Below are 17,206 nucleotides of genomic sequence, written 5' to 3' on the forward strand. Positions count from 1 at the left end.
GGGGTCAGCTCCGCAAAGAAGAATCGGGGGCGAGAACAGAGGGGGTGTCCTGGGCGTCGTGCAGCGCTGCTTGCAGCGCGGCCAGCGCGGGCGTGGCATAGCCCGTGCGGTGCACCAGCACCGTGTCGCAGGGGCCCAGCGGCACCCAGCGCAGCGCGGGCGGTGTGTGCAGCAGATCGACCACCGCCTCAGGCACCACGCCGGCGCAACGGCCCCCGGCCACGCAGGCCAGGATGGCCGGGTAGGACGCGAGCTCCAGCACCTGCGGCGCCTGGCCCGTGGCCTGGCGCATCCAGTCTTCGCCGATGCGGCGGTAGGTGCAGCCGTGCGCAAACGCGGCCAGGGTGTGCACGCGCAGGTCGGCAGATGTTTCGACGGGCGGGTGGCTGGCCGGCAGGGCCAGCAGCAGCGATTCCGTCCAGACGGGCATGCGCTGCACCGGGGCCTCCTCGTCCAGGCCCGGCGGCGGCCAGGCCACCAGGGCGCAGTCGAGTTCGTGGGCCAGCACCTGCTCTACGAGTTGGCGTGAGGGCGCGGTGCGCAGCTCCAGCACCAGCGCGGGCCAGCGCGCATGCAGTTGCGCCAGGGGCGCGGGCAGGCGCGCGGCGGCCGTGCTTTCCATGGCGCCGATGCGCAGGTGGCCGGCGGGAGTGCCCGGGTGCAGGGCCTGTCGCGCCTCCTCGGCCAGCGCCAGCAGGCGCTCGGCATAACCTTGCAGCGTGGCGCCTGCGGGCGTTAGCACCATGCGCCGCCCCTCGCGCAGGAACAGGGCGGCGCCCAGTTGCTCCTCCAGCTGCTGCACGCGCGTGGTCACGTTGGACTGGGCGCGGCCCAGCCGCTCGGCCGCCCGCGTGACGCTGCCCTCGTGGGCCACCGTGCGAAAAATCTCCAGCGCCACCAGGTCCATGGATATGTTTGTGAGATGATTTGTAGAAAAATCATCTTAAAAAAAGATTGATGGCGATCATACCGCCGGAGACCGCGCCATGGAACCACAAGCCACCCCGTCGATTGATGTGCCCGCGCCCCGCGGGCCCGCCCTGCACTGGAGCGAGCGGCCCCATGCCGTGGCCCTGGCCGGCATGCTGGCGCTGGCGGTGGCCATGGGCGTGGGGCGGTTCGCGTTCACCCCGCTGCTGCCCATGATGCTGCATGACGGGGTGTTGACCCTCACCGAGGGCAGCTGGCTGGCCACGGCCAATTACGTGGGTTACCTGTTGGGGGCGCTGGCCTGCATGGCACTGCCCTGGGTGGCACCGAGTTTTTATGCGCGCTGGCATCCGGCGCGGCTGGCGCGTGCCGGGCTGGTGGCCACGGTGCTGCTCACGCTGGCGATGGCGCTGCCCGTGGCCACCGCGTGGCCGGCGCTGCGCTTTGCGGCCGGGGCCGCCAGCGCCTTCGTGCTGCTGAACGTGGCGGCCTGGTGCATGGTACGCCTGGCGGTGCTGGGCCGCCCGGCCATGGGCGGGTTGATCTTCTGCGGGCCGGGCGTGGGCATCGTGCTCACGGGGCTGGCCGCCAGCGCGATGGTGGCAGCGCAGTGGCGTGCGGCCTCGGGTTGGGTGGTCTTCGGGGTGCTCTCGGTGCTGCTGTGCGTGGGCGTGTGGCCCGTGGTGCGCGGCCGCGCGGTCAAGACCGACGCCGGTGCCCAGCCCCGCGCGGCCGGGCAGGGGGGAAACGCCGGCACCCTGGCGGCGCGCGGCGTGCACGCCGTGGCGTACGGCCTGGCGGGGCTGGGCTACATCGTGACCGCCACCTTCCTGCCCGTGATTGCGCGTGCCGCGCTGCCCTCCGGTTCACCCTGGCCCGACCTTTTCTGGCCGATGTTCGGCGCGGGCGTGGCCGTAGGCGCGGCGCTCAGCACGCGCGCGCCCAGCGCCTGGGACCGGCGCTGGCTGCTGCTGGCGGCGTATGCGCTGCAGGCGCTGGGCATCGTGCTGGGGCTGGTCTGGCCCACGCCGGCGGGCTTTGCACTCAGCAGCGCGCTGGTGGGCCTGCCGTTCACGGCCATCACCTTCTACGGCCTGCAGGAGGCGCGGCGCCTGTGGCCGCAGTCTGCCGACAGCTTTGCGAGCCTGGTCACGGCCGTCTACGGCCTGGGCCAGATCGCGGGTCCGCCGCTGGTGGCGTGGCTGCTCGCGCACGCCGATGCCGGCCAGGGCTTTGCCCGCGGGCTGGCGCTGGCGGCGGGGGCACTGGTGGCCGGCGCGGCGATGTACGGCTGGTCGGCCTGGCGCTGGCCGCAGCGCGCCTGACAGGCCGTCAGTGCTGCCCCTGCAGGCGCGCGTCCCAGGCCTCGCTCTGTCCGCTGTCCAGGCGCCGCTGGAACAGCCGCTGCCATGACGGCGGCAGCGGCAGAGCGAGGATTTCGCGCAGCGTGGCGGGTGTGCAGTCGCGCCGGTCGATCACCTCCAGCAACCGTGCGATGGGCCACGCGGGCCGCGGCCGCGCGAGGAGCCAGACGGTGTCGCCCGCCTGCACCGTCCCGGGTTGCAGAACGCGCAGATACCAACCCGCGCGCAGGCTGCGTTGCACGCGCAGCGCCATGCCGGGCACCTGGAAGCGGTCGTTCAGCTTCCAGCAGGGCTGGCGGCCCTGGCTGACCTCGAAAACGGCGCTGCCGATGCGCCACTGGTCCGCAATGCACACCTGGGCCTCCTGCACGCCGTCCAGGCTGAAATTCTCGCCAAAGGCACCGGGCTGCGCGAGCAGCGCCTGCGCCGTGGCGTGGCCCGCCAGCTCCTCGCGCCAGGGCGTGTACTGCGGCCATGCATAGCAGTGCACGGCCTTGTCGGGGCCGCCGTGCACGCGCAGGTCGCCCTGCTCGTCACCGTCCAGTCCCTCCGCGCCTACGGCGACGGGGCCGCTGCGTGCCTGCTTGGCAATGGCGCTGCGGCTGCCGGGGCGGGTGTAGGGTTGCGCGCGACCGGTGAGCACGGCGCGCAGCGTGCCCAGGGCCGTGGGTTGGGAAGGCAAGGGGGTCATGTTCATGGGCGGGGCTGATCGGGCAGTGGGCAGCCGCCATCGTCGCAGCCCGTGGCGGGCACGGTCGCCGGGGCGGCTGGCGTGGGTTCCGCCAGCAGCCGGCCCAGCAGCGCGCCCAGCCGCAGATCGTCCAGATGGCCGAAGTGGTGCAGGCGCACGCGGCCCTGCGGGTCCAGCACCACCAGGCTGGGCGTTCCGCTGAGCGACAGGCTCTGCATGGTCCGTGGAATGCTGCGCGGCGCATCGGGCTGGTCCAGGCCGATGGGAAAGCGCAGCCGGTATTCGTGGATGAAGGCCTGCAGCACCTCTGGCGTGCCCTGCACGGCGTGGTGCTCGAACACCGTGTGCAGGCCGATCACGACGAGTTGATCCTGCGCAAACGCCTCATGCACGCGCCGCGCCTGTGGGATGCCGTGCTCCACGCAACCAGGGCACAGCATCTGAAAAGCGTGCAGCACCACCACGCGCCCGCGCAGGCTGTCCAGCGTGAGCGGCTCGGGGGTGTTGAACCAGTGCGCCACCTGCAGCGGCGGCGCAGGTGCAAAGAAGGGCGCGGCGGCGGTCATGGGCAGGCCTTGCGGAACGGGAAAAGCGCCACCCTACAACATGGGCGAATGTGCCTGCTGAGGCAAGGGCGTGTGCGCCGACGCTCAGCGCGTGACCGGCAGGCGCAGCGTGAAGCAGGCGCCTGCCGCGCCATCGGGCCGGTCCTCGCACACCACGCTGCCCCCATGGCGCGCCGCGATGGAGCGCACCAGCGCCAGGCCCAGGCCCACGCCGCCCGAGCGTTCGCTGGCGCCCGGCAGGCGGTAGAAGGGCTCGAAGATGCGTTCGCGCTGCTCCGGCGGCACGCCCGGACCGTGGTCGCACACGCGCAGCACGGCGTCGTGCCCTTCGCGCGTGAGGGTGAGGGTGATCTCGCCCTGGCTGTAGCGCCGCGCGTTCTCCAGCAGGTTGCGCACGGCGCGGCGCAGCAGCTTGGACACGCCCGGCACTTCGACGGGCGCCGTCATGGCGTCTGCACCATCGCCGGAGCCTACGTGCAGTTCGGCGTCCACGCGCACGCATTCCTCCACGGCCAGGCCCACCAAGTCCACGGGCTCGACCGTGCCCACATCGGCGGCGCCGGAATCCAGGCGGCTGGCCAGCAGGATCTCGTCCACCAACTGGTCCAGTTCGGCGATGTTGCGTTCAATCTCGGCGCGGAATGCAGGGGAGGGCGTGCCGCCCTGCATCAGCTCCAGCCCCATGCGGATGCGCGTGAGCGGCGAGCGCAACTCGTGCGAGGCATTCGCCAGCAGCGATTTGTGCGACTGCACCAGCGTCTCGATGCGCGCGGCGGCGGCGTTGAACTGGCGCGCCAGCGCCGCCACCTCGTCATGGCCCTGCTCGGCCACGCGCACCGACAAGTCGCCCTCGCCAAAGCGCTGCACGCTGCGCTGCAGCTGCTCCAGCCGCTGCAGCAGCCGCCGGATGATGGGGAACACGCCCACGGTCACGGCAATGCCCACCAGCGCGAGCATCCACAGAAAGCCGAAGGGCGGGCGGAACCACGCGGCGGGACCGCGCTCGTCGGGGCGCGGGCGGGGCGGGCGCGGGGACAGGTGCATCTCGAACACCTCGCCCGTGGCGCTCTCGATGCGGTAGAGCACGCCTTCGCTGGGGTCGCGCCGCTGGCGCAGGCCCACGCCATCCACCAGCGTGCGGCCCGCGGCGTCCGTGATGCGGATCTCGCGCGAGGGCGGCTGCTGCTGGTTCTGCTCGGCCGCCCAGCGCCAGGCCATGCCCACGGCGAAGGCGAACACCAGCACGCCCCCGACCACGGCCAGCCAGATGCGCAGGTACAGGCGGCGGGAGAAGGGGCTGATGAGGGACATGCGTGCGGGGCTTTTCAAAAGAGGCAGGTCAGTCCTGCTGCTTGGCGAAGACATAGCCCACGCCGCGCACGGTGAGGATGCGGCGCGGGTTCTTGGGGTCGGCCTCGATGGCCGCGCGGATGCGGCCCATGTGCACGTCGATGGAGCGGTCGAACGCCTCCAGCTCGCGCCCGCGCACGGCCTCCATGATCTGGTCGCGCGTGAGCACGCGGCCCGCGCGCTCGGCCATGGTCACCAGCAGGTCGAACTGGTAAGAGGTCAGCTCCGCCGGCTGGCCGTGCACGCTCACGGTGCGTGCGTCGCGGTCGATCTCCAGCGAGCCGAAGCGCAGCACCTGCGTGGCCGGCTGCGCGCCGCTCTCGCGCCGGCGCAGGATGGCGCGGATGCGCGCCAGCAGCTCGCGCGGCTCGAAGGGTTTGGGCAGGTAGTCGTCGGCGCCGATCTCCAGTCCGATCACGCGGTCCATGGGGTCGCCCTTGGCCGTGAGCATCAGCACCGGCACCTGGGCGGCGGCGCCCGGCAGCGCGCGGATGCGCCGGCACACCTCCAGGCCGTCGATGTCGGGCAGCATCAGGTCCAGGATCACCAGGTCGGGCAGCTGGCCGCCCTCGGGCGCCTGCAGCCGCGCCAGGCCGCTGGCGCCGTCGGCCATGTGCGTGACCTGCAGCCCGGACTGGCCGAGGTACTCGCCCACCATCTGCGCCAGGCGGTGGTCGTCTTCGATCATCAGCAGTTGCGAGCTCATGCGGTGCCTTTCAGTGCTGCCATGTTCACCGCGCGCCATCTACGGCGGTTGAAGCACGGGTAAAGTTGGGTAAACCGGTTTGGTATGATTTTGATAGCTGCCAGCGCTTATCTATCAAGCGCTAGAGGCCTTTTTGGCTTTATTCGCCAGCGCCACCAGCAGCAGCACCGGCAGGCCCAGCAGGGCCGTGCTGGTAAAGAACGCGCTGTAGCCGTAGGCATCGACAAACTGGCCCGAAAAGCCCGCCAGCCATTTGGGGGCCAGCAGCATCATGGAGCTGAACAGCGCGTACTGCGTGGCCGAGTACTGCACGTTGGTCAGGCTGGACAGATAGGCGATGAACGCCGCCGATGCGATGCCGCCGGCCAGGTTGTCGGCGCTGACCACGGCCACCAGCGCGGTCAGGTCGTGGCCATGCCCGGACAGCCAGGCAAACAGCAGGTTGGTCAGCGCGCTGAGCACGGCTCCTAGCATCAGCACGCGCATGACGCCCAGGCGCATGGACAGCACGCCGCCCACAAAGGCACCCGCCAGCGTCATGATGACGCCGAAGACCTTGCTCACGGCGGCCACCTCGTCCTTGGTGTAGCCCATGTCCACGTAGAACGGGTTGGCCATGATGCCCATTACCACGTCGCTGATGCGATAGACGGCAATCAGCGCCAGAATCAGCGCCGCCTGCCAGCGGTAGCGGCGGATGAAGTCGGCAAACGGCGCCACCACCGCGCCGCGCAGCCATTCGCCCAGGTTGCGCGCGGGCGCCAGCGGGCGCGCGGCATCGGATTGGGGCTCGGGTGACAGCAGCACCGTCACCGTGCCCACCAGCATCGACGCCGCCATCACCAGATAGGCCGTGGCCCAGGCGCTGGCCTGGTAGCCGGCCAATCCCGCCACCTCGGCACGCGCGGCCACCCACAGCACGCCCGCGCCGGCCCAGATCATGGCCAGGCGGTAGCCCGTCTGGTAGGTGGCGGCCAGGGCGGCCTGATGGTCGGCGTCGGCGGATTCGATGCGGAAGGCGTCCAGCGCAATGTCCTGCGTGGCCGAGCCGAAGGCCACCAGCAGCGCGCACCACACCATGGGCCCCAGCGCGTCGCGCGGGTCGGCCAGCGCCATGCCCACCAGCCCGGCCATCACCAGCGCCTGCGCCAGCAGCAGCCAGCTGCGCCGGCGCCCCAGCCAGCGCGTGAGCAGCGGCAGCGGCAGGCGGTCCACCAGCGGCGACCAGACCCACTTGAACGCATAGGCCAGCCCCACCCACGACAGATAGCCGATGGTGGTGCGGTCGATGCCCGCCTCGCGCAGCCTGAAAGACAGCGTGCCCAGCACCAGCAACAGCGGCAGCCCGGCGGCAAAGCCCAGGGCCAGCATGCGCAGGCTGGCGGGCTCCAGATAGACAAGCCAGGCCTGGCGCCAGCTGCGCCGGGGGGCGGCGGTGGCATTGGTGGCTGCGGCAGGGGCGGCGGCGGTGGTGGTGTCGGGGGGCATGTGCAGGGGCGGCAGGGTGCGCGAGATGAGTGCGAGATGAGTGCAGGGCGGGTGCGGTATGAGCACCCGAGCAGCGCAGGACAGGTGCAGGTGCGTGCTGTGGCGGGATTATCCGCACGCTGCGGCGGCGCCNCCCACCCGGTGTGGCGCAGCGCGCCAGGGTGTCCTAGACTCGCGCGCATGACCACCCGCACTACCAACCCCTTGTCCTCGTTGTCCGCCTGGCCGGGCTGCCTGTGCTGCGTTGCGCGCGTGAATGCGCGCGGTGACGTGCGCGGTGATCAGGCCGGCGGAATCTGGCAGGCGCGCCGCGCCTTTGTGCTGGCGGCGGCAGGCGCGGCGGCGCTGCCGGCGGCGGCGCAGGTGGATGTGGGCAGCGCATCGGGCATGCGCATGCTGGTGCCCGCCGAGACGCTGGAAGAATCCGCCGTGCAGCAATACGGCCAGCTGCTGGCGCAGGCCAGGGCCAAGCGCGCGCTGGCGCCGGACAACCACCCGCAGCTGGTGGCGCTGCGCGGCATTGCCCGCCGCCTCATCCCCCACGCCGCGCAGTGGAACAGCCGCGCCGCCCAGTGGCGCTGGGAGATCAACCTGATCGCTAGCCGCCAGATCAACGCCTTTTGCATGCCGGGCGGCAAGATCGCGTTCTACACGGGCATCCTGGACCAGCTCAAGCTGACCGGCGAAGAAGCCGCCATGGTCATGGGCCACGAAATGGCCCACGCGCTGCGCGAGCACGCCCGCTCGCGCGTGGCCAAGAGCCAGGCCACCAGCATCGGCCTGTCGCTGGGCGCGCAGCTGCTGGGCCTGGGCGAGCTGGGCAACGTGGCGGCCAACCTGGGCACGCAGCTGCTCACGCTCAAGTTCAGCCGCTCCGACGAGACCGACGCCGACCTGGTCGGCCTGGAGCTGGCCGCCCGCGCCGCCTACAACCCGCAGGCCGCCGTCAGCCTGTGGCGCAAGATGGGCGCGGCCACGGGCAATAACGGGGTCGCGTTTCTGTCCACCCATCCCTCGGGGCCGGACCGCATCCGTGAACTGGAGGGCAACGTGCCCAAGGTGCAGGGGCTGTACCAGGCAGCGCGGGGGGGCTGACTTGCTACTTTATTAGTAGCTGGCAGCGCTCGCTGTTCAAGGGCTGGCAGCTGATTTGACTTGAAGCTGCGGCGGTGCGCAGCCCGGCAAAAAGGCGCGGCCTTCGCGCAGGGCGCGGATCAGCAAATCGGGCGTGGCGCGGATGTGTGCCTCCAGCGCCAGCGCGGCGCGGGCATCCTGGCCTGACATGGCCAGCTCGAAGATTTCGGTGTGCTCGGCGTGCACATCGCGCACACCACCCGGCAGGCCCATGGCGCAGAAGCGGTAGCGCTCGCTGTGGCGCGACAGCAGGCGCAACACCCGCACCGTCCAGGGCGAGGCGTGGCCCGCCAGCAGCGCCTCATGAAAGCGCACGTTCAGCAGCTCCCACTGGCGGCGGCGGTGCGGCGCGATGGGCTGCTCTTCGGCCGAGATGGCCGCATAGGCCTCGGCAAGCGCTTCGCGCCACTGCGCGTCGCCCGCGCGTATCGACTGGCGCAGCGCCGTGGTTTCGATTTGCACGCGCAGGTGGGTGATGTCCTCCAGGTCTTCGATGGCGATGGGCGCCACGCGAAAGCCGCGCTGCCCCTCCACGGTCACCAGCGCGTCGCTGGCCAGCCGCGTGAGCGCCTCGCGCAGCGTGCCCGCGCCCACCGCGTACTGGGTGCGCAGGTGCTCGATGCGCAGCTTGCTGCCGGGCGCAAGGCGCCCCTCGACGATGTCGCTGCGCAGCGTGGCGTAGGTTTGCTCGATCAGCGTGCGCGAGGGGGCGTCGTACAGGGCTGCGTCCTCGGCGGCGTCGCCGCCGGGCAGTGCAATCAGGGGGTGAAAACTGCGTTTGGCCATGGCAATGCGGGGCTGGCGTTCGCCTCACGAAGCCGCCAGCGGCCGCTCTTGCAGGCGCGACAGGCGGTAGCTCAGCTGCGGGCGCGTAAGCCCCAGCGCGCGCGCCGCCGCGGCCAGGTTGCCGCCTGCGCGCGCCACGGCTTCGCGGATCAGCGCGTCTTCGAGCGCGTCCAGCGTCAGGCCGCTGGCTTGCAGGGTGTCGTACAGACCGGCGCTTTGCTGGCAGTGCGCTTCGCTTTCCAGCGCTCCTGCCGCGTTCACGGTGTGGGCCGTGGGAAGGACTGATGTGGGAAAGAGCATGGCGGCGTCCACCAGGTCGTCGTTGGGCGCCAGGATCACGCCGCGCTCGACCAGGTTTTCCAGCTCGCGCACGTTGCCGGGCCAGGCGTGCTGGCGCATGGCGGTCATGGCCAGGTCGGTGAAGCCCGCCAGGCGCTTGCCGTGCAGGGCGGCGTAGCGCTGCAGCAGGTGCATGGCCAGCAGCTCGATGTCGTCCGCGCGCTCGCGCAGCGCCGGGATGCGGATGGGATAGACGTTCAGGCGGTAGAGCAGGTCGCGCCGAAAGCGCCCTTCTTCCACGGCTTTTTCCAGATCGACGTTGGTGGCGGCAATCACGCGCACGTCCACCTTGCGCGGCTGCGTGCCGCCCAGGCGCTCCACTTCGCCCTGCTGCAGCACGCGCAGCAGCTTGGCCTGCGCGGGCAGGGGCAGCTCGCCCAGCTCGTCCAGCAGCAAGGTGCCGCCGTGCGCGCGCTCGAAGCGGCCCACGCGCGCGGCGGTGGCGCCGGTGTAGGCGCCTTTTTCGGCGCCGAACAGCTCGCTTTCGATCAGCTCGGCCGGCAGCGCCGCGCAGTTGACGGCCACGAAGGGCTTGTCGGCGCGCGGGCCCATGGCGTGCAACGCGCGCGCAAAGCGCTCCTTGCCCACGCCGGTCTCGCCGGTCAGCAGCACGGTGACCTGCGTGGGCGCGGCCTTGCGCAGCAGCTCCACGGTGTCGTTGAAGGCGCGCGAGCGTCCCAGCAGCGGGCCCTGATCATCTGCGGGCTGTAGCTGGGTGCGCAGCGCATCCACCTGCGACTGCAGCTCGCCCAGGCGCACCAGCATGGAGTCGGGGTCGTAGTCGCGCGCCAGTTGCTCGCCGTCGGGCCATTCGTGCTCAAAGCGGCCCTCAATCAGGCAGTGCGCGTGGCCGCAGGCCGTGCACTGCACTTCCTTGAAAAGGGCCGGGCGCCGAAAGAACGCGCTGGTGTAGCCCGAGGCATAGCCCAGCAGCATCCAGCACACGGGCGCACCTTGCGGGCCCCAGGCGCGCTGGTGCACCTCGGCCTCCCAGCTGTGATCCCACTGAAAGATGCCGTGAAAGTGGCTTGCCGCCTCGTCCAGCTCGAACACCTTCGGCTGCACGCGCACCGCGCCCTCCAGCATGTGCAACTGCGGCCCTACGGCAAAGGCGTCGAACAGCGATGCGCCCGGCCGCACCTGGCGCGCCAGCAGCGCATCGCGCTCGCCCGATGCGTAACCCGCACGCATCAGCAAGGGGCGGGCGTGCTCCGGCCCCAGGCTGGCCACCAGCTCGCGCCGCAACGCCTGAAAGGCCGCCGCATGTACCAGCAGCATGCGCTGATCAGCCAGCCAGATGCGCCCATCGACGGGCGAGAAGTGCACCAGCCGGCGCAAGTCGGCGTCGGACGGGTAGGGGGGCAGGGTGGTGGCTGGCATGAAAAAAGTATCGATAAACAGCGGGTGGTCGTCCATCGGGATCGACCCGGGGAGGTTTTTCATCATTTCATGAACTGGCTGACCCCTGGGTCTCATCAAAACATCATGCTGCTGTGCAGCAATCGCGGCTCCGGGCTGGCCGCGGGTGCCGCAGCCGGCGGCTACCAACCTGCGGGCGGGCCTCTTTGACGCGATTTGCTAGGGATTAACCCTGGATTTATCGATATTTGCGCGCAAAACGCCAGCATTGGCATGGCCCGTGCTAAACAGATGGCGCAAAACCGAAAAGGAGACCGTCATGACCCACACCGCCATTGCCACCGACGCATCTGCCACCCCGCAACCCGTCTGCGATCTGTCGCAGCGGTTTGTGCGCGTGCTGGGCCGCCGCGACAACGGCTTTGTCGAGTTTGCTTTCTCGATCGGATGGCCCGAGCTGTCGGTGGAGCTGATGCTCCCTGAACCGGCATTCGATGCCTTTTGCGCGGCGCACCGCGTGCGCCACCTGGATGACTGAGCCCTGCCCCAACAACCACGACCAGGAGATAAGCCCCATGAACATCGACTTGCAGGCGCGCGAAATTCAGCCGCTGCGCAACACCTTCGCCCGCGTGGCGGCCTACACGGGCGACAAGCCCGCGTCGCGCTACCTTGAAGCCACGCTGGGCATTCAGAACGCCGCGAACTTCCATTACCGCCCGACCTGGGAGCCCGAGTTTGAGCTGTTTGATGCTGGCCGCACGGCCGTCAAGCTGGCCGATTGGGACGCGCTGCGCGACCCGCGCCAGTTCTACTACGCCAACTGGACCATGGCGCGTGCGCGCCAGCAAGAGGCGATGGAGGCCAACTACCAGTTTGTCGAGTCGCGCGGCCTGATCGACAAGATTCCCGACGCGCAGCGCGCCGCAGCCTGCGAGGTGCTCATGCCGCTGCGCCACGCGGCCTGGGGCGCCAACATGAACAATTGCCAGGTGTGTGACCGCGGCTATGGAACGGCCTTTACCGCCCCGGCCATGATGCACGCCATGGACCAGCTAGGCGTGGCCCAGTACCTGACCCGCCTGGGCCTGGCGCTGGGGGAGCCCGGCGCACTGGAAGCCGGCAAGAACGACTGGCTGCAGGACCCGCGCTGGCAGGGACTGCGCAAGCTGGTGGAGGACACGCTGGTCGTCAACGACCCGTTCGAGCTGTTCGTGGCGCAGAACCTGGCGCTCGACGGTCTGCTGTACCCGCTGATCTACACGCATTTCGTGGACGACCACCTTGCGGTGCAGGGCGGTACGGCGGTGGCCATGCTCACGGCCTTCATGCCCGAATGGCATGACGAGAGCGCACGCTGGGTGGACGCGGTCATCAAAGTGGCCGCCGCCGAAAACGCCGACAACCATTCCTTGATCAGCAGCTGGTTCCAACGCTACGCCGATCAAGCCCAAGCCGCCTTGGCTCCGGTGGCAGAGATGGCCTTGGGCGCTGCCGGTGCCGAAGCCCTGCTGGCCGTGCGCGAAACCCTCAACACCCGCGCCCGCAAGGCCGGTCTAACCCTCTGAGAAAGTTTGTGATGACCGAACCCGTTTCTAAAGTTTTCATTGCCTTCCAAGACAACGAAGAATCGCGCCCGATTGTCGATGCCATCTTGGCCAACAACCCCGAAGCCACTGCCGTGCATTCGCCCGGTTTGGTCAAGATCGACGCCCCCGGCCGCTTGGTAGTGCGCCGCGAGAGCATCGAAGAGCAAACCGGCCAGCGTTTTGACCTGCAACAGATTCACGTCAATCTGGTCACGATCTCAGGCTACATCAATGAAGACGACGACGAGTTGTCGTTGAGCTGGCTGCGCTAAAGCAGCCGCCACCCCCCGATTTATTGCCGCAACCACCAGGAGATAACACCATGGACGCACCCGTTACCAAAAAGAAGCTCGGCCTGAAAGAACGCCACATCGCCATGACGCGCGATCTGGCCTGGGACACTACCTACCAACCGATGGACAAGGTGTTCCCGTTCGACAAATACGAAGGCATCAAGATCCACGACTGGGATAAATGGGAAGACCCGTTTCGCCTGACCATGGACGCCTACTGGAAATACCAGGGCGAGAAGGAAAAGAAGCTCTATGCCGTGATCGAGGCCTTTGCGCAGAACAATGGCCAGCTGGGTATTTCGGATGCGCGCTATGTGAATGCGATCAAGATCTTCTTCCAGGCCGTGACCCCGATAGAGTACCTCGCGCACCGCGGCTTTGCCCATGTGGGCCGCCACTTCACCGGTGCCGGTGCCCGCGTTGCCGCGCAGATGCAGTCCATTGACGAGCTGCGCCACTGCCAGACCGAAACCCACGCCCTGTCGCACTACAACAAGTATTTCAATGGCCTGCACCAGGCACCCCACATGTTTGACCGTGTGTGGTACCTGTCCGTGCCCAAGTCGTTTTTTGAAGACGCCTCCACCGCAGGGCCGTTCGAGTTCCTCACCGCCGTGAGCTTCTCGTTCGAGTACGTGCTGACCAACCTGGTGTTCGTGCCCTTCATGTCCGGCGCCGCCCACAACGGCGACATGAGCACCGTGACGTTTGGCTTCTCGGCCCAGTCCGACGAATCGCGTCACATGACCCTGGGCATCGAGTGCATCAAGTTCATGCTCGAGCAGGACCCGGCCAACGTGCCGATCGTGCAGAAGTGGATCGACAAGTGGCTCTGGCGCGGCTACCGCCTGCTGACCATCGTGGCCATGATGCAGGACTACATGCTGCCCAAGCGCGTGATGAGCTGGAAGGAGGCCTGGGAGATGTACGCCGAGGAAAACGGTGGCGCGCTGTTCCGCGATCTGGCCCGCTATGGCATCCGCGAGCCCAAGGGCTGGAAGGAGGCGTGCGCCGGCAAAGACCACATCAGCCACCAGGCCTGGAATACCTTCTACAACTATGCGGCCGCCGCCCCGTTCCACACCTGGATTCCCAAGGAAGACGAGATGCAGTGGCTGAGCGAAAAGTACCCCGACACCTTCGACAAGTACTACCGGCCGCGCTTCGAGCATTTCCACGCGCAGCAGCAACAGGGCAAGCGCTTTTACAACAAGACGCTGCCCATGCTGTGCACCATCTGCCAGGTCCCCATGTTCTTTACCGAGCCCGGCGATCCGACCAAGATCTGCTACCGCGAGTCCGACTACCACGGCGACAAGTACCACTTCTGCAGCGACGGTTGCAAAGAAATTTTTGACGACGAGCCCGAGAAATATTCGCAAGCCTGGCTGCCCGTGCACCAGATTTACCAGGGCAACTGCTTCCCCGAGGGCACCGACCCGACGGTGGAGGGCTTTGACCCGATGGCTGCCGTGATGGACTACTACGACCTGAAGGTGGGCCGGGACAACCTCGACTTTGAAGGCTCGGAAGACCAGAAGAACTTTGCCGCCTGGCGTGGTGATGCTGTTCAAGGAGACAAGGCATGAGCGTCGTTGCTGTCAAACCCTACGACTTTCCCGCCCGCGACCGGCGCGAGAACTTCCCCGCACCGCTGCTCTACATCGGCTGGGAGGATCACCTGATGTTTGCATCACCGGTCTGCCTGCCGTTGCCGCCGGATACCCCGTTCGGCGCGCTGGTCCAGGGCGTGCTGCCCGGCGTGTACGGCGAGCACCCCGACTTTGCCAAGATCGACTGGTCCCAGGTCGAGTGGTTCAAGTCCGGCCAGCCGTGGACGCCCGATCCGGCCAAGTCGCTGCAGGCCAATGGCCTTCAGCACAAGGACGCGATCCGTTTTCGCACCCCGGGCCTGACCGGCATCCAGGGTACGTGCAGCTAAGTCCCATTCGGTGAGGGAAGCCCGGGGGCTACCCCCGGGCCCCGCGTCCATGCCATGACCTACCAACTGACCATCGAGCCCTTGGGCGCAACGATCGACGTCGAAGAGGGCCAGACCCTGCTCGACGCAGCGCTGCGCCAGGGCATCTACATTCCCCACGCCTGCGGCCACGGCCTGTGCGGTACCTGCAAGGTGCAGGTTGCCGACGGCGAGGTGGACCACGGTGCCGCCAACCCGTTCGCGCTGATGGACTTCGAGCGCGACGAGGGCAAGACGCTGGCCTGCTGCGCCACGCTGCAGTGCGATACGACCATCGAGGCCGACATCGACGAGGAGCCCGACGCCGAAATCATTCCCGTGCGCGACTTCGCGGCCACGGTGGAGCGCATCGAGCGGCTCACGCCCACCATCAAGGCGCTGCACCTGCGGCTGGACAAGCCCATCCGCTTTCAGCCGGGGCAGTATGTGCAGCTGGAGATTCCGGGCCTGGGGCAAAGCCGCGCCTTCTCGATCGCCAACGCGCCGGGCGCAGATGGCGAATGCGCGCAGGTTGAGCTCAACGTGCGCCATGTGCCCGGCGGTGCCGGCACCACCTGGCTGCACGAGCAGCTGCAAGAAGGCGCGCGGCTGCGCCTGGCCGGGCCGTATGGGCGCTTTTTTGTGCGGCGTTCGGCGCGGCTGCCGATGGTGTTCCTGGCGGGCGGCTCGGGGTTGTCGAGCCCGCGCTCCATGATCCATGCGCTGCTTGCTGGCGGCTGCACGGAGCCGGTCACGCTGGTCTATGGCCAGCGCTCGCGCGACGAGCTGTACTACGACGATGAATTTCGCGCACTCGCGCAGCAGCACCCGCAGTTCACCTACGTGCCGTCGTTGTCAGCCGAGCCCGAGGGCTCGGACTGGAGCGGCGCGCGCGGCTTTGTGCATCAGGCCGCGCAGGCGCACTTCCAGGGCAACTTTGCGGGCCACAAGGCTTATCTGTGCGGCCCGCCTCCCATGGTCGAGGCCTGCATTGCCACGCTGATGCAGGGGCGGCTGTTCGAGCGCGACATCTACACCGAGAAGTTCCTCTCGGCCGCCGATGCGCAGGGCGCGCGCAGCCCGCTGTTCAAGCGCGTCTGACGGAGGCCGGCATGTGGATGAGCCAACGACCGACCGTGGATGTGCATGTCGCGCAGACCGGTGACTGCTATGCCTGCGCCACCGACGAAAGCCTGCTCAAGGGCATGCTGCGGCTGGGCCGCAAGGGCATTCCCGTGGGATGCGTCAACGGCGGCTGCGGCGTGTGCAAGGTGCGCATCGTCGAGGGCGGCGTGCAGCCGCTGGGCCCCGTGAGCCGGGCGCATGTCAGCACCGAAGAAGAAGCGCAAGGCTACACGCTGGCCTGCCGCGTGGCGCCCACCCAGGCGGTGTGCCTGGAAGTGGCCGCCCGATTGCGCAAACCGTTTCTGGGCAGTGCCGCCTCGGTGGCGCAACGTCCAGCCAATTGAGTCATTGAAGATTTATCAACCAAGAGGAGACATGAAATGGGTGTACTGAGAATCGGCCACGCGAGCCTGCGGGTCATGGATATCGCTGCTGCCGTCAAGCACTACGAAGAGGTCCTGGGCCTCAAGACCGTCATGAAGGACAGTGCGGGCAACGTCTACCTGAAATGCTGGGACGAGTGGGACAAATACTCCATCATCCTGACCCCCAGCGACCGGGCGGGCCTGAACCACGTTGCCTACAAGGTGGAGAAAGACGAGGATCTGGAGGCGCTGCAGGCACGCATCGAGGCCTGGGGCATCAAGACCACGCTGCTGCCTGAAGGCACGCTGCCCTCCACCGGCCGCATGCTGCAGTTCAACCTGCCCAGCGGCCACGAAATGCGCCTGTACGCCATGAAGGAATACGTGGGCACCGATGTGGGCACTGTCAATCCCGACCCGTGGCCCGACGGTGTCCGGGGCGCGGGCGCGCACTGGCTCGACCACCTGCTGCTGATGTGCGAGATGAACCCCGAGGCCGGCATCAACACCGTGCAGGACAACACGCGCTTCATGAAGGAATGCCTGGACTTTTTCTTGACCGAGCAGGTGCTGGTGGGCCCCCAGGGCGACATGCAGGCCGCCACCTGGATGGCGCGCACGTCCACGCCACACGACATCGCCTTTGTGGGCGGCCCCGTCAGCGGCCTGCACCACATCGCGTTTTTCCTGGATTCGTGGCACGACGTGCTCAAGTCCGCCGACGTCATGGCCAAGAAGANAGATGTGACCCCTACGCGCCACGGCATCACGCGCGGCGAGACCATCTACTTCTTCGACCCCAGCGGCAACCGCAACGAAACCTTTGCCGGACTGGGCTACCTGGCGCAGCCCGACCGCCCAGTGACGACCTGGACCGAAGACCAACTGGGCAGCGGCATCTTCTATCACACGGGCTACCTGGTGCCGTCCTTCACGGACGTCTATACCTGACCCGGCGCGCATCCATGCACAAGGAACACAGCATGAAAAAACACAGGGTCATTGCCGCGCTTGCCCTGGCAGGCGGTCTGGCCGCGCCGCTGGCTCAGGCCGAGGGGCACTACGTGCCCGGCGTCGAGGGGATGCAGGCGGCGAGCGTGCCGCCGCCCGGCTTCTACTACCTGGGCTATCTCCTCAACTACGACATCGACGATTTCCGCG

Annotated in this window: 18 protein-coding genes and 1 pseudogene; 11 read left to right on the forward strand and 8 right to left on the reverse strand. The window is 68.3% G+C overall.

Annotation, left to right across the window (positions count from 1 at the left end):
• Positions 1-4: 4 nt before the first annotated feature.
• On the reverse strand, positions 5-907 hold the full coding sequence (locus OX89_RS07990) for a LysR family transcriptional regulator (protein ID WP_047350212.1): 903 nt from the start codon (positions 905-907) through the stop codon (positions 5-7).
• 79 nt (positions 908-986) lie between these two features.
• Here OX89_RS07990 and OX89_RS07995 point away from each other — a divergent pair, with 79 nt between their 5' ends.
• Positions 987-2,255: a YbfB/YjiJ family MFS transporter gene (locus OX89_RS07995; RefSeq protein ID WP_047350213.1), complete on the forward strand. Its 1,269-nt coding sequence runs from the start codon at positions 987-989 to the stop codon at positions 2,253-2,255.
• Positions 2,256-2,262: 7 nt separating this feature from the next.
• On the opposite strand, the gene OX89_RS08000 is transcribed toward OX89_RS07995, so the two are convergent.
• From OX89_RS08000 to OX89_RS08020, 5 genes are all read right to left on the reverse strand, one after another.
• On the reverse strand, positions 2,263-2,991 hold the full coding sequence (locus OX89_RS08000; protein WP_047350214.1) for an MOSC domain-containing protein: 729 nt from the start codon (positions 2,989-2,991) through the stop codon (positions 2,263-2,265).
• Positions 2,988-3,551 (reverse strand): redoxin domain-containing protein, encoded by a 564-nt coding sequence (locus OX89_RS08005; protein WP_047350215.1) that lies wholly within the window; start codon positions 3,549-3,551, stop codon positions 2,988-2,990. The genes OX89_RS08000 and OX89_RS08005 overlap by 4 nt, the downstream gene beginning before the upstream one ends.
• Positions 3,552-3,635: 84 nt before the next feature.
• A complete protein-coding gene (locus OX89_RS08010) occupies positions 3,636-4,862 on the reverse strand; it encodes an ATP-binding protein (protein ID WP_047350216.1) in 1,227 nt (408 codons plus the stop codon).
• Between the two features lie 28 nt (positions 4,863-4,890).
• Positions 4,891-5,607 carry a response regulator transcription factor gene (locus tag OX89_RS08015; protein ID WP_047350236.1) on the reverse strand — a complete coding sequence of 239 codons (717 nt, stop codon included), beginning with the start codon at positions 5,605-5,607 and terminating at the stop codon, positions 4,891-4,893.
• A 114-nt stretch (positions 5,608-5,721) separates the two neighbouring features.
• Positions 5,722-7,095, reverse strand: a complete 1,374-nt coding sequence (locus tag OX89_RS08020; protein ID WP_047350217.1) for an MFS transporter — start codon at positions 7,093-7,095, stop codon at positions 5,722-5,724.
• A gap of 180 nt (positions 7,096-7,275) precedes the next feature.
• On the opposite strand from OX89_RS08020, the gene OX89_RS08025 reads away from it, so the two are divergent.
• Complete coding sequence (locus OX89_RS08025) at positions 7,276-8,190, forward strand: M48 family metallopeptidase (RefSeq protein ID WP_084002036.1); 915 nt, start codon at positions 7,276-7,278, stop codon at positions 8,188-8,190.
• A 36-nt stretch (positions 8,191-8,226) separates the two neighbouring features.
• On the opposite strand, the gene OX89_RS08030 is transcribed toward OX89_RS08025, so the two are convergent.
• Positions 8,227-9,015, reverse strand: coding sequence for a GntR family transcriptional regulator (locus tag OX89_RS08030; protein ID WP_047350218.1), 789 nt, complete (start codon positions 9,013-9,015; stop codon positions 8,227-8,229).
• 24 nt (positions 9,016-9,039) lie between these two features.
• A complete protein-coding gene (locus OX89_RS08035) occupies positions 9,040-10,734 on the reverse strand; it encodes a sigma-54-dependent Fis family transcriptional regulator (RefSeq protein ID WP_047350238.1) in 1,695 nt (564 codons plus the stop codon).
• Between the two features lie 298 nt (positions 10,735-11,032).
• Here OX89_RS08035 and OX89_RS08040 point away from each other — a divergent pair, with 298 nt between their 5' ends.
• The 9 genes and pseudogenes from OX89_RS08040 to OX89_RS19070 form a co-directional block, all read left to right on the forward strand.
• Positions 11,033-11,251, forward strand: a complete 219-nt coding sequence (locus tag OX89_RS08040) for a phenol hydroxylase subunit (protein ID WP_047350239.1) — start codon at positions 11,033-11,035, stop codon at positions 11,249-11,251.
• Positions 11,252-11,288: 37 nt separating this feature from the next.
• Positions 11,289-12,281 (forward strand): phenol hydroxylase, encoded by a 993-nt coding sequence (locus OX89_RS08045; protein WP_047350240.1) that lies wholly within the window; start codon positions 11,289-11,291, stop codon positions 12,279-12,281.
• A gap of 11 nt (positions 12,282-12,292) precedes the next feature.
• Entirely contained in the window at positions 12,293-12,574 is a 282-nt protein-coding gene (locus OX89_RS08050; RefSeq protein ID WP_047350219.1) for an MmoB/DmpM family protein, read from the forward strand.
• A gap of 50 nt (positions 12,575-12,624) precedes the next feature.
• A complete protein-coding gene (locus tag OX89_RS08055; protein ID WP_047350220.1) occupies positions 12,625-14,184 on the forward strand; it encodes an aromatic/alkene/methane monooxygenase hydroxylase/oxygenase subunit alpha in 1,560 nt (519 codons plus the stop codon).
• Positions 14,181-14,537, forward strand: coding sequence for a phenol hydroxylase subunit P4 (locus OX89_RS08060; protein WP_047350221.1), 357 nt, complete (start codon positions 14,181-14,183; stop codon positions 14,535-14,537). Before OX89_RS08055 ends, OX89_RS08060 begins: the two co-directional genes overlap by 4 nt.
• Positions 14,538-14,591: 54 nt before the next feature.
• Entirely contained in the window at positions 14,592-15,656 is a 1,065-nt protein-coding gene (locus tag OX89_RS08065; RefSeq protein WP_047350222.1) for an NADH:ubiquinone reductase (Na(+)-transporting) subunit F, read from the forward strand.
• A 17-nt stretch (positions 15,657-15,673) separates the two neighbouring features.
• The gene (locus OX89_RS08070; RefSeq protein ID WP_047350241.1) at positions 15,674-16,024 is read left to right on the forward strand and encodes a 2Fe-2S iron-sulfur cluster-binding protein; all 351 of its coding nucleotides are present in this window, start codon (positions 15,674-15,676) and stop codon (positions 16,022-16,024) included.
• A gap of 36 nt (positions 16,025-16,060) precedes the next feature.
• A partial coding sequence (locus OX89_RS08075; protein WP_234305529.1) for a VOC family protein occupies positions 16,061-16,784 on the forward strand: 724 nt, incomplete at its 3' end.
• 1 nt (position 16,785) lies between these two features.
• Positions 16,786-16,996 (forward strand): annotated as a pseudogene (locus tag OX89_RS19070) (catechol 2,3-dioxygenase); the annotation flags it as partial.
• Positions 16,997-17,206: the final 210 nt, after the last annotated feature.

It is taken from the genome of Diaphorobacter sp. J5-51, assembly GCF_001023515.1.
Lineage (GTDB): Bacteria > Pseudomonadota > Gammaproteobacteria > Burkholderiales > Burkholderiaceae_C > Diaphorobacter > Diaphorobacter nitroreducens.

Coding starts and splice junctions, on each gene's coding strand:
- OX89_RS08035 (WP_047350238.1), bottom strand. CDS start 10,734: ATGCCAGCCACCACCCTGCCCCCCTACCCGTCCGACGCCGACTTGCGC.
- OX89_RS08040 (WP_047350239.1), top strand. CDS start 11,033: ATGACCCACACCGCCATTGCCACCGACGCATCTGCCACCCCGCAACCC.
- OX89_RS08070 (WP_047350241.1), top strand. CDS start 15,674: ATGAGCCAACGACCGACCGTGGATGTGCATGTCGCGCAGACCGGTGAC.
- OX89_RS07990 (WP_047350212.1), bottom strand. CDS start 907: ATGGACCTGGTGGCGCTGGAGATTTTTCGCACGGTGGCCCACGAGGGC.
- OX89_RS08005 (WP_047350215.1), bottom strand. CDS start 3,551: ATGACCGCCGCCGCGCCCTTCTTTGCACCTGCGCCGCCGCTGCAGGTG.
- OX89_RS08000 (WP_047350214.1), bottom strand. CDS start 2,991: ATGAACATGACCCCCTTGCCTTCCCAACCCACGGCCCTGGGCACGCTG.
- OX89_RS08065 (WP_047350222.1), top strand. CDS start 14,592: ATGACCTACCAACTGACCATCGAGCCCTTGGGCGCAACGATCGACGTC.
- OX89_RS07995 (WP_047350213.1), top strand. CDS start 987: ATGGAACCACAAGCCACCCCGTCGATTGATGTGCCCGCGCCCCGCGGG.
- OX89_RS08055 (WP_047350220.1), top strand. CDS start 12,625: ATGGACGCACCCGTTACCAAAAAGAAGCTCGGCCTGAAAGAACGCCAC.
- OX89_RS08020 (WP_047350217.1), bottom strand. CDS start 7,095: ATGCCCCCCGACACCACCACCGCCGCCGCCCCTGCCGCAGCCACCAAT.
- OX89_RS08045 (WP_047350240.1), top strand. CDS start 11,289: ATGAACATCGACTTGCAGGCGCGCGAAATTCAGCCGCTGCGCAACACC.
- OX89_RS08025 (WP_084002036.1), top strand. CDS start 7,276: ATGACCACCCGCACTACCAACCCCTTGTCCTCGTTGTCCGCCTGGCCG.
- OX89_RS08015 (WP_047350236.1), bottom strand. CDS start 5,607: ATGAGCTCGCAACTGCTGATGATCGAAGACGACCACCGCCTGGCGCAG.
- OX89_RS08030 (WP_047350218.1), bottom strand. CDS start 9,015: ATGGCCAAACGCAGTTTTCACCCCCTGATTGCACTGCCCGGCGGCGAC.
- OX89_RS08060 (WP_047350221.1), top strand. CDS start 14,181: ATGAGCGTCGTTGCTGTCAAACCCTACGACTTTCCCGCCCGCGACCGG.
- OX89_RS08010 (WP_047350216.1), bottom strand. CDS start 4,862: ATGTCCCTCATCAGCCCCTTCTCCCGCCGCCTGTACCTGCGCATCTGG.
- OX89_RS08050 (WP_047350219.1), top strand. CDS start 12,293: ATGACCGAACCCGTTTCTAAAGTTTTCATTGCCTTCCAAGACAACGAA.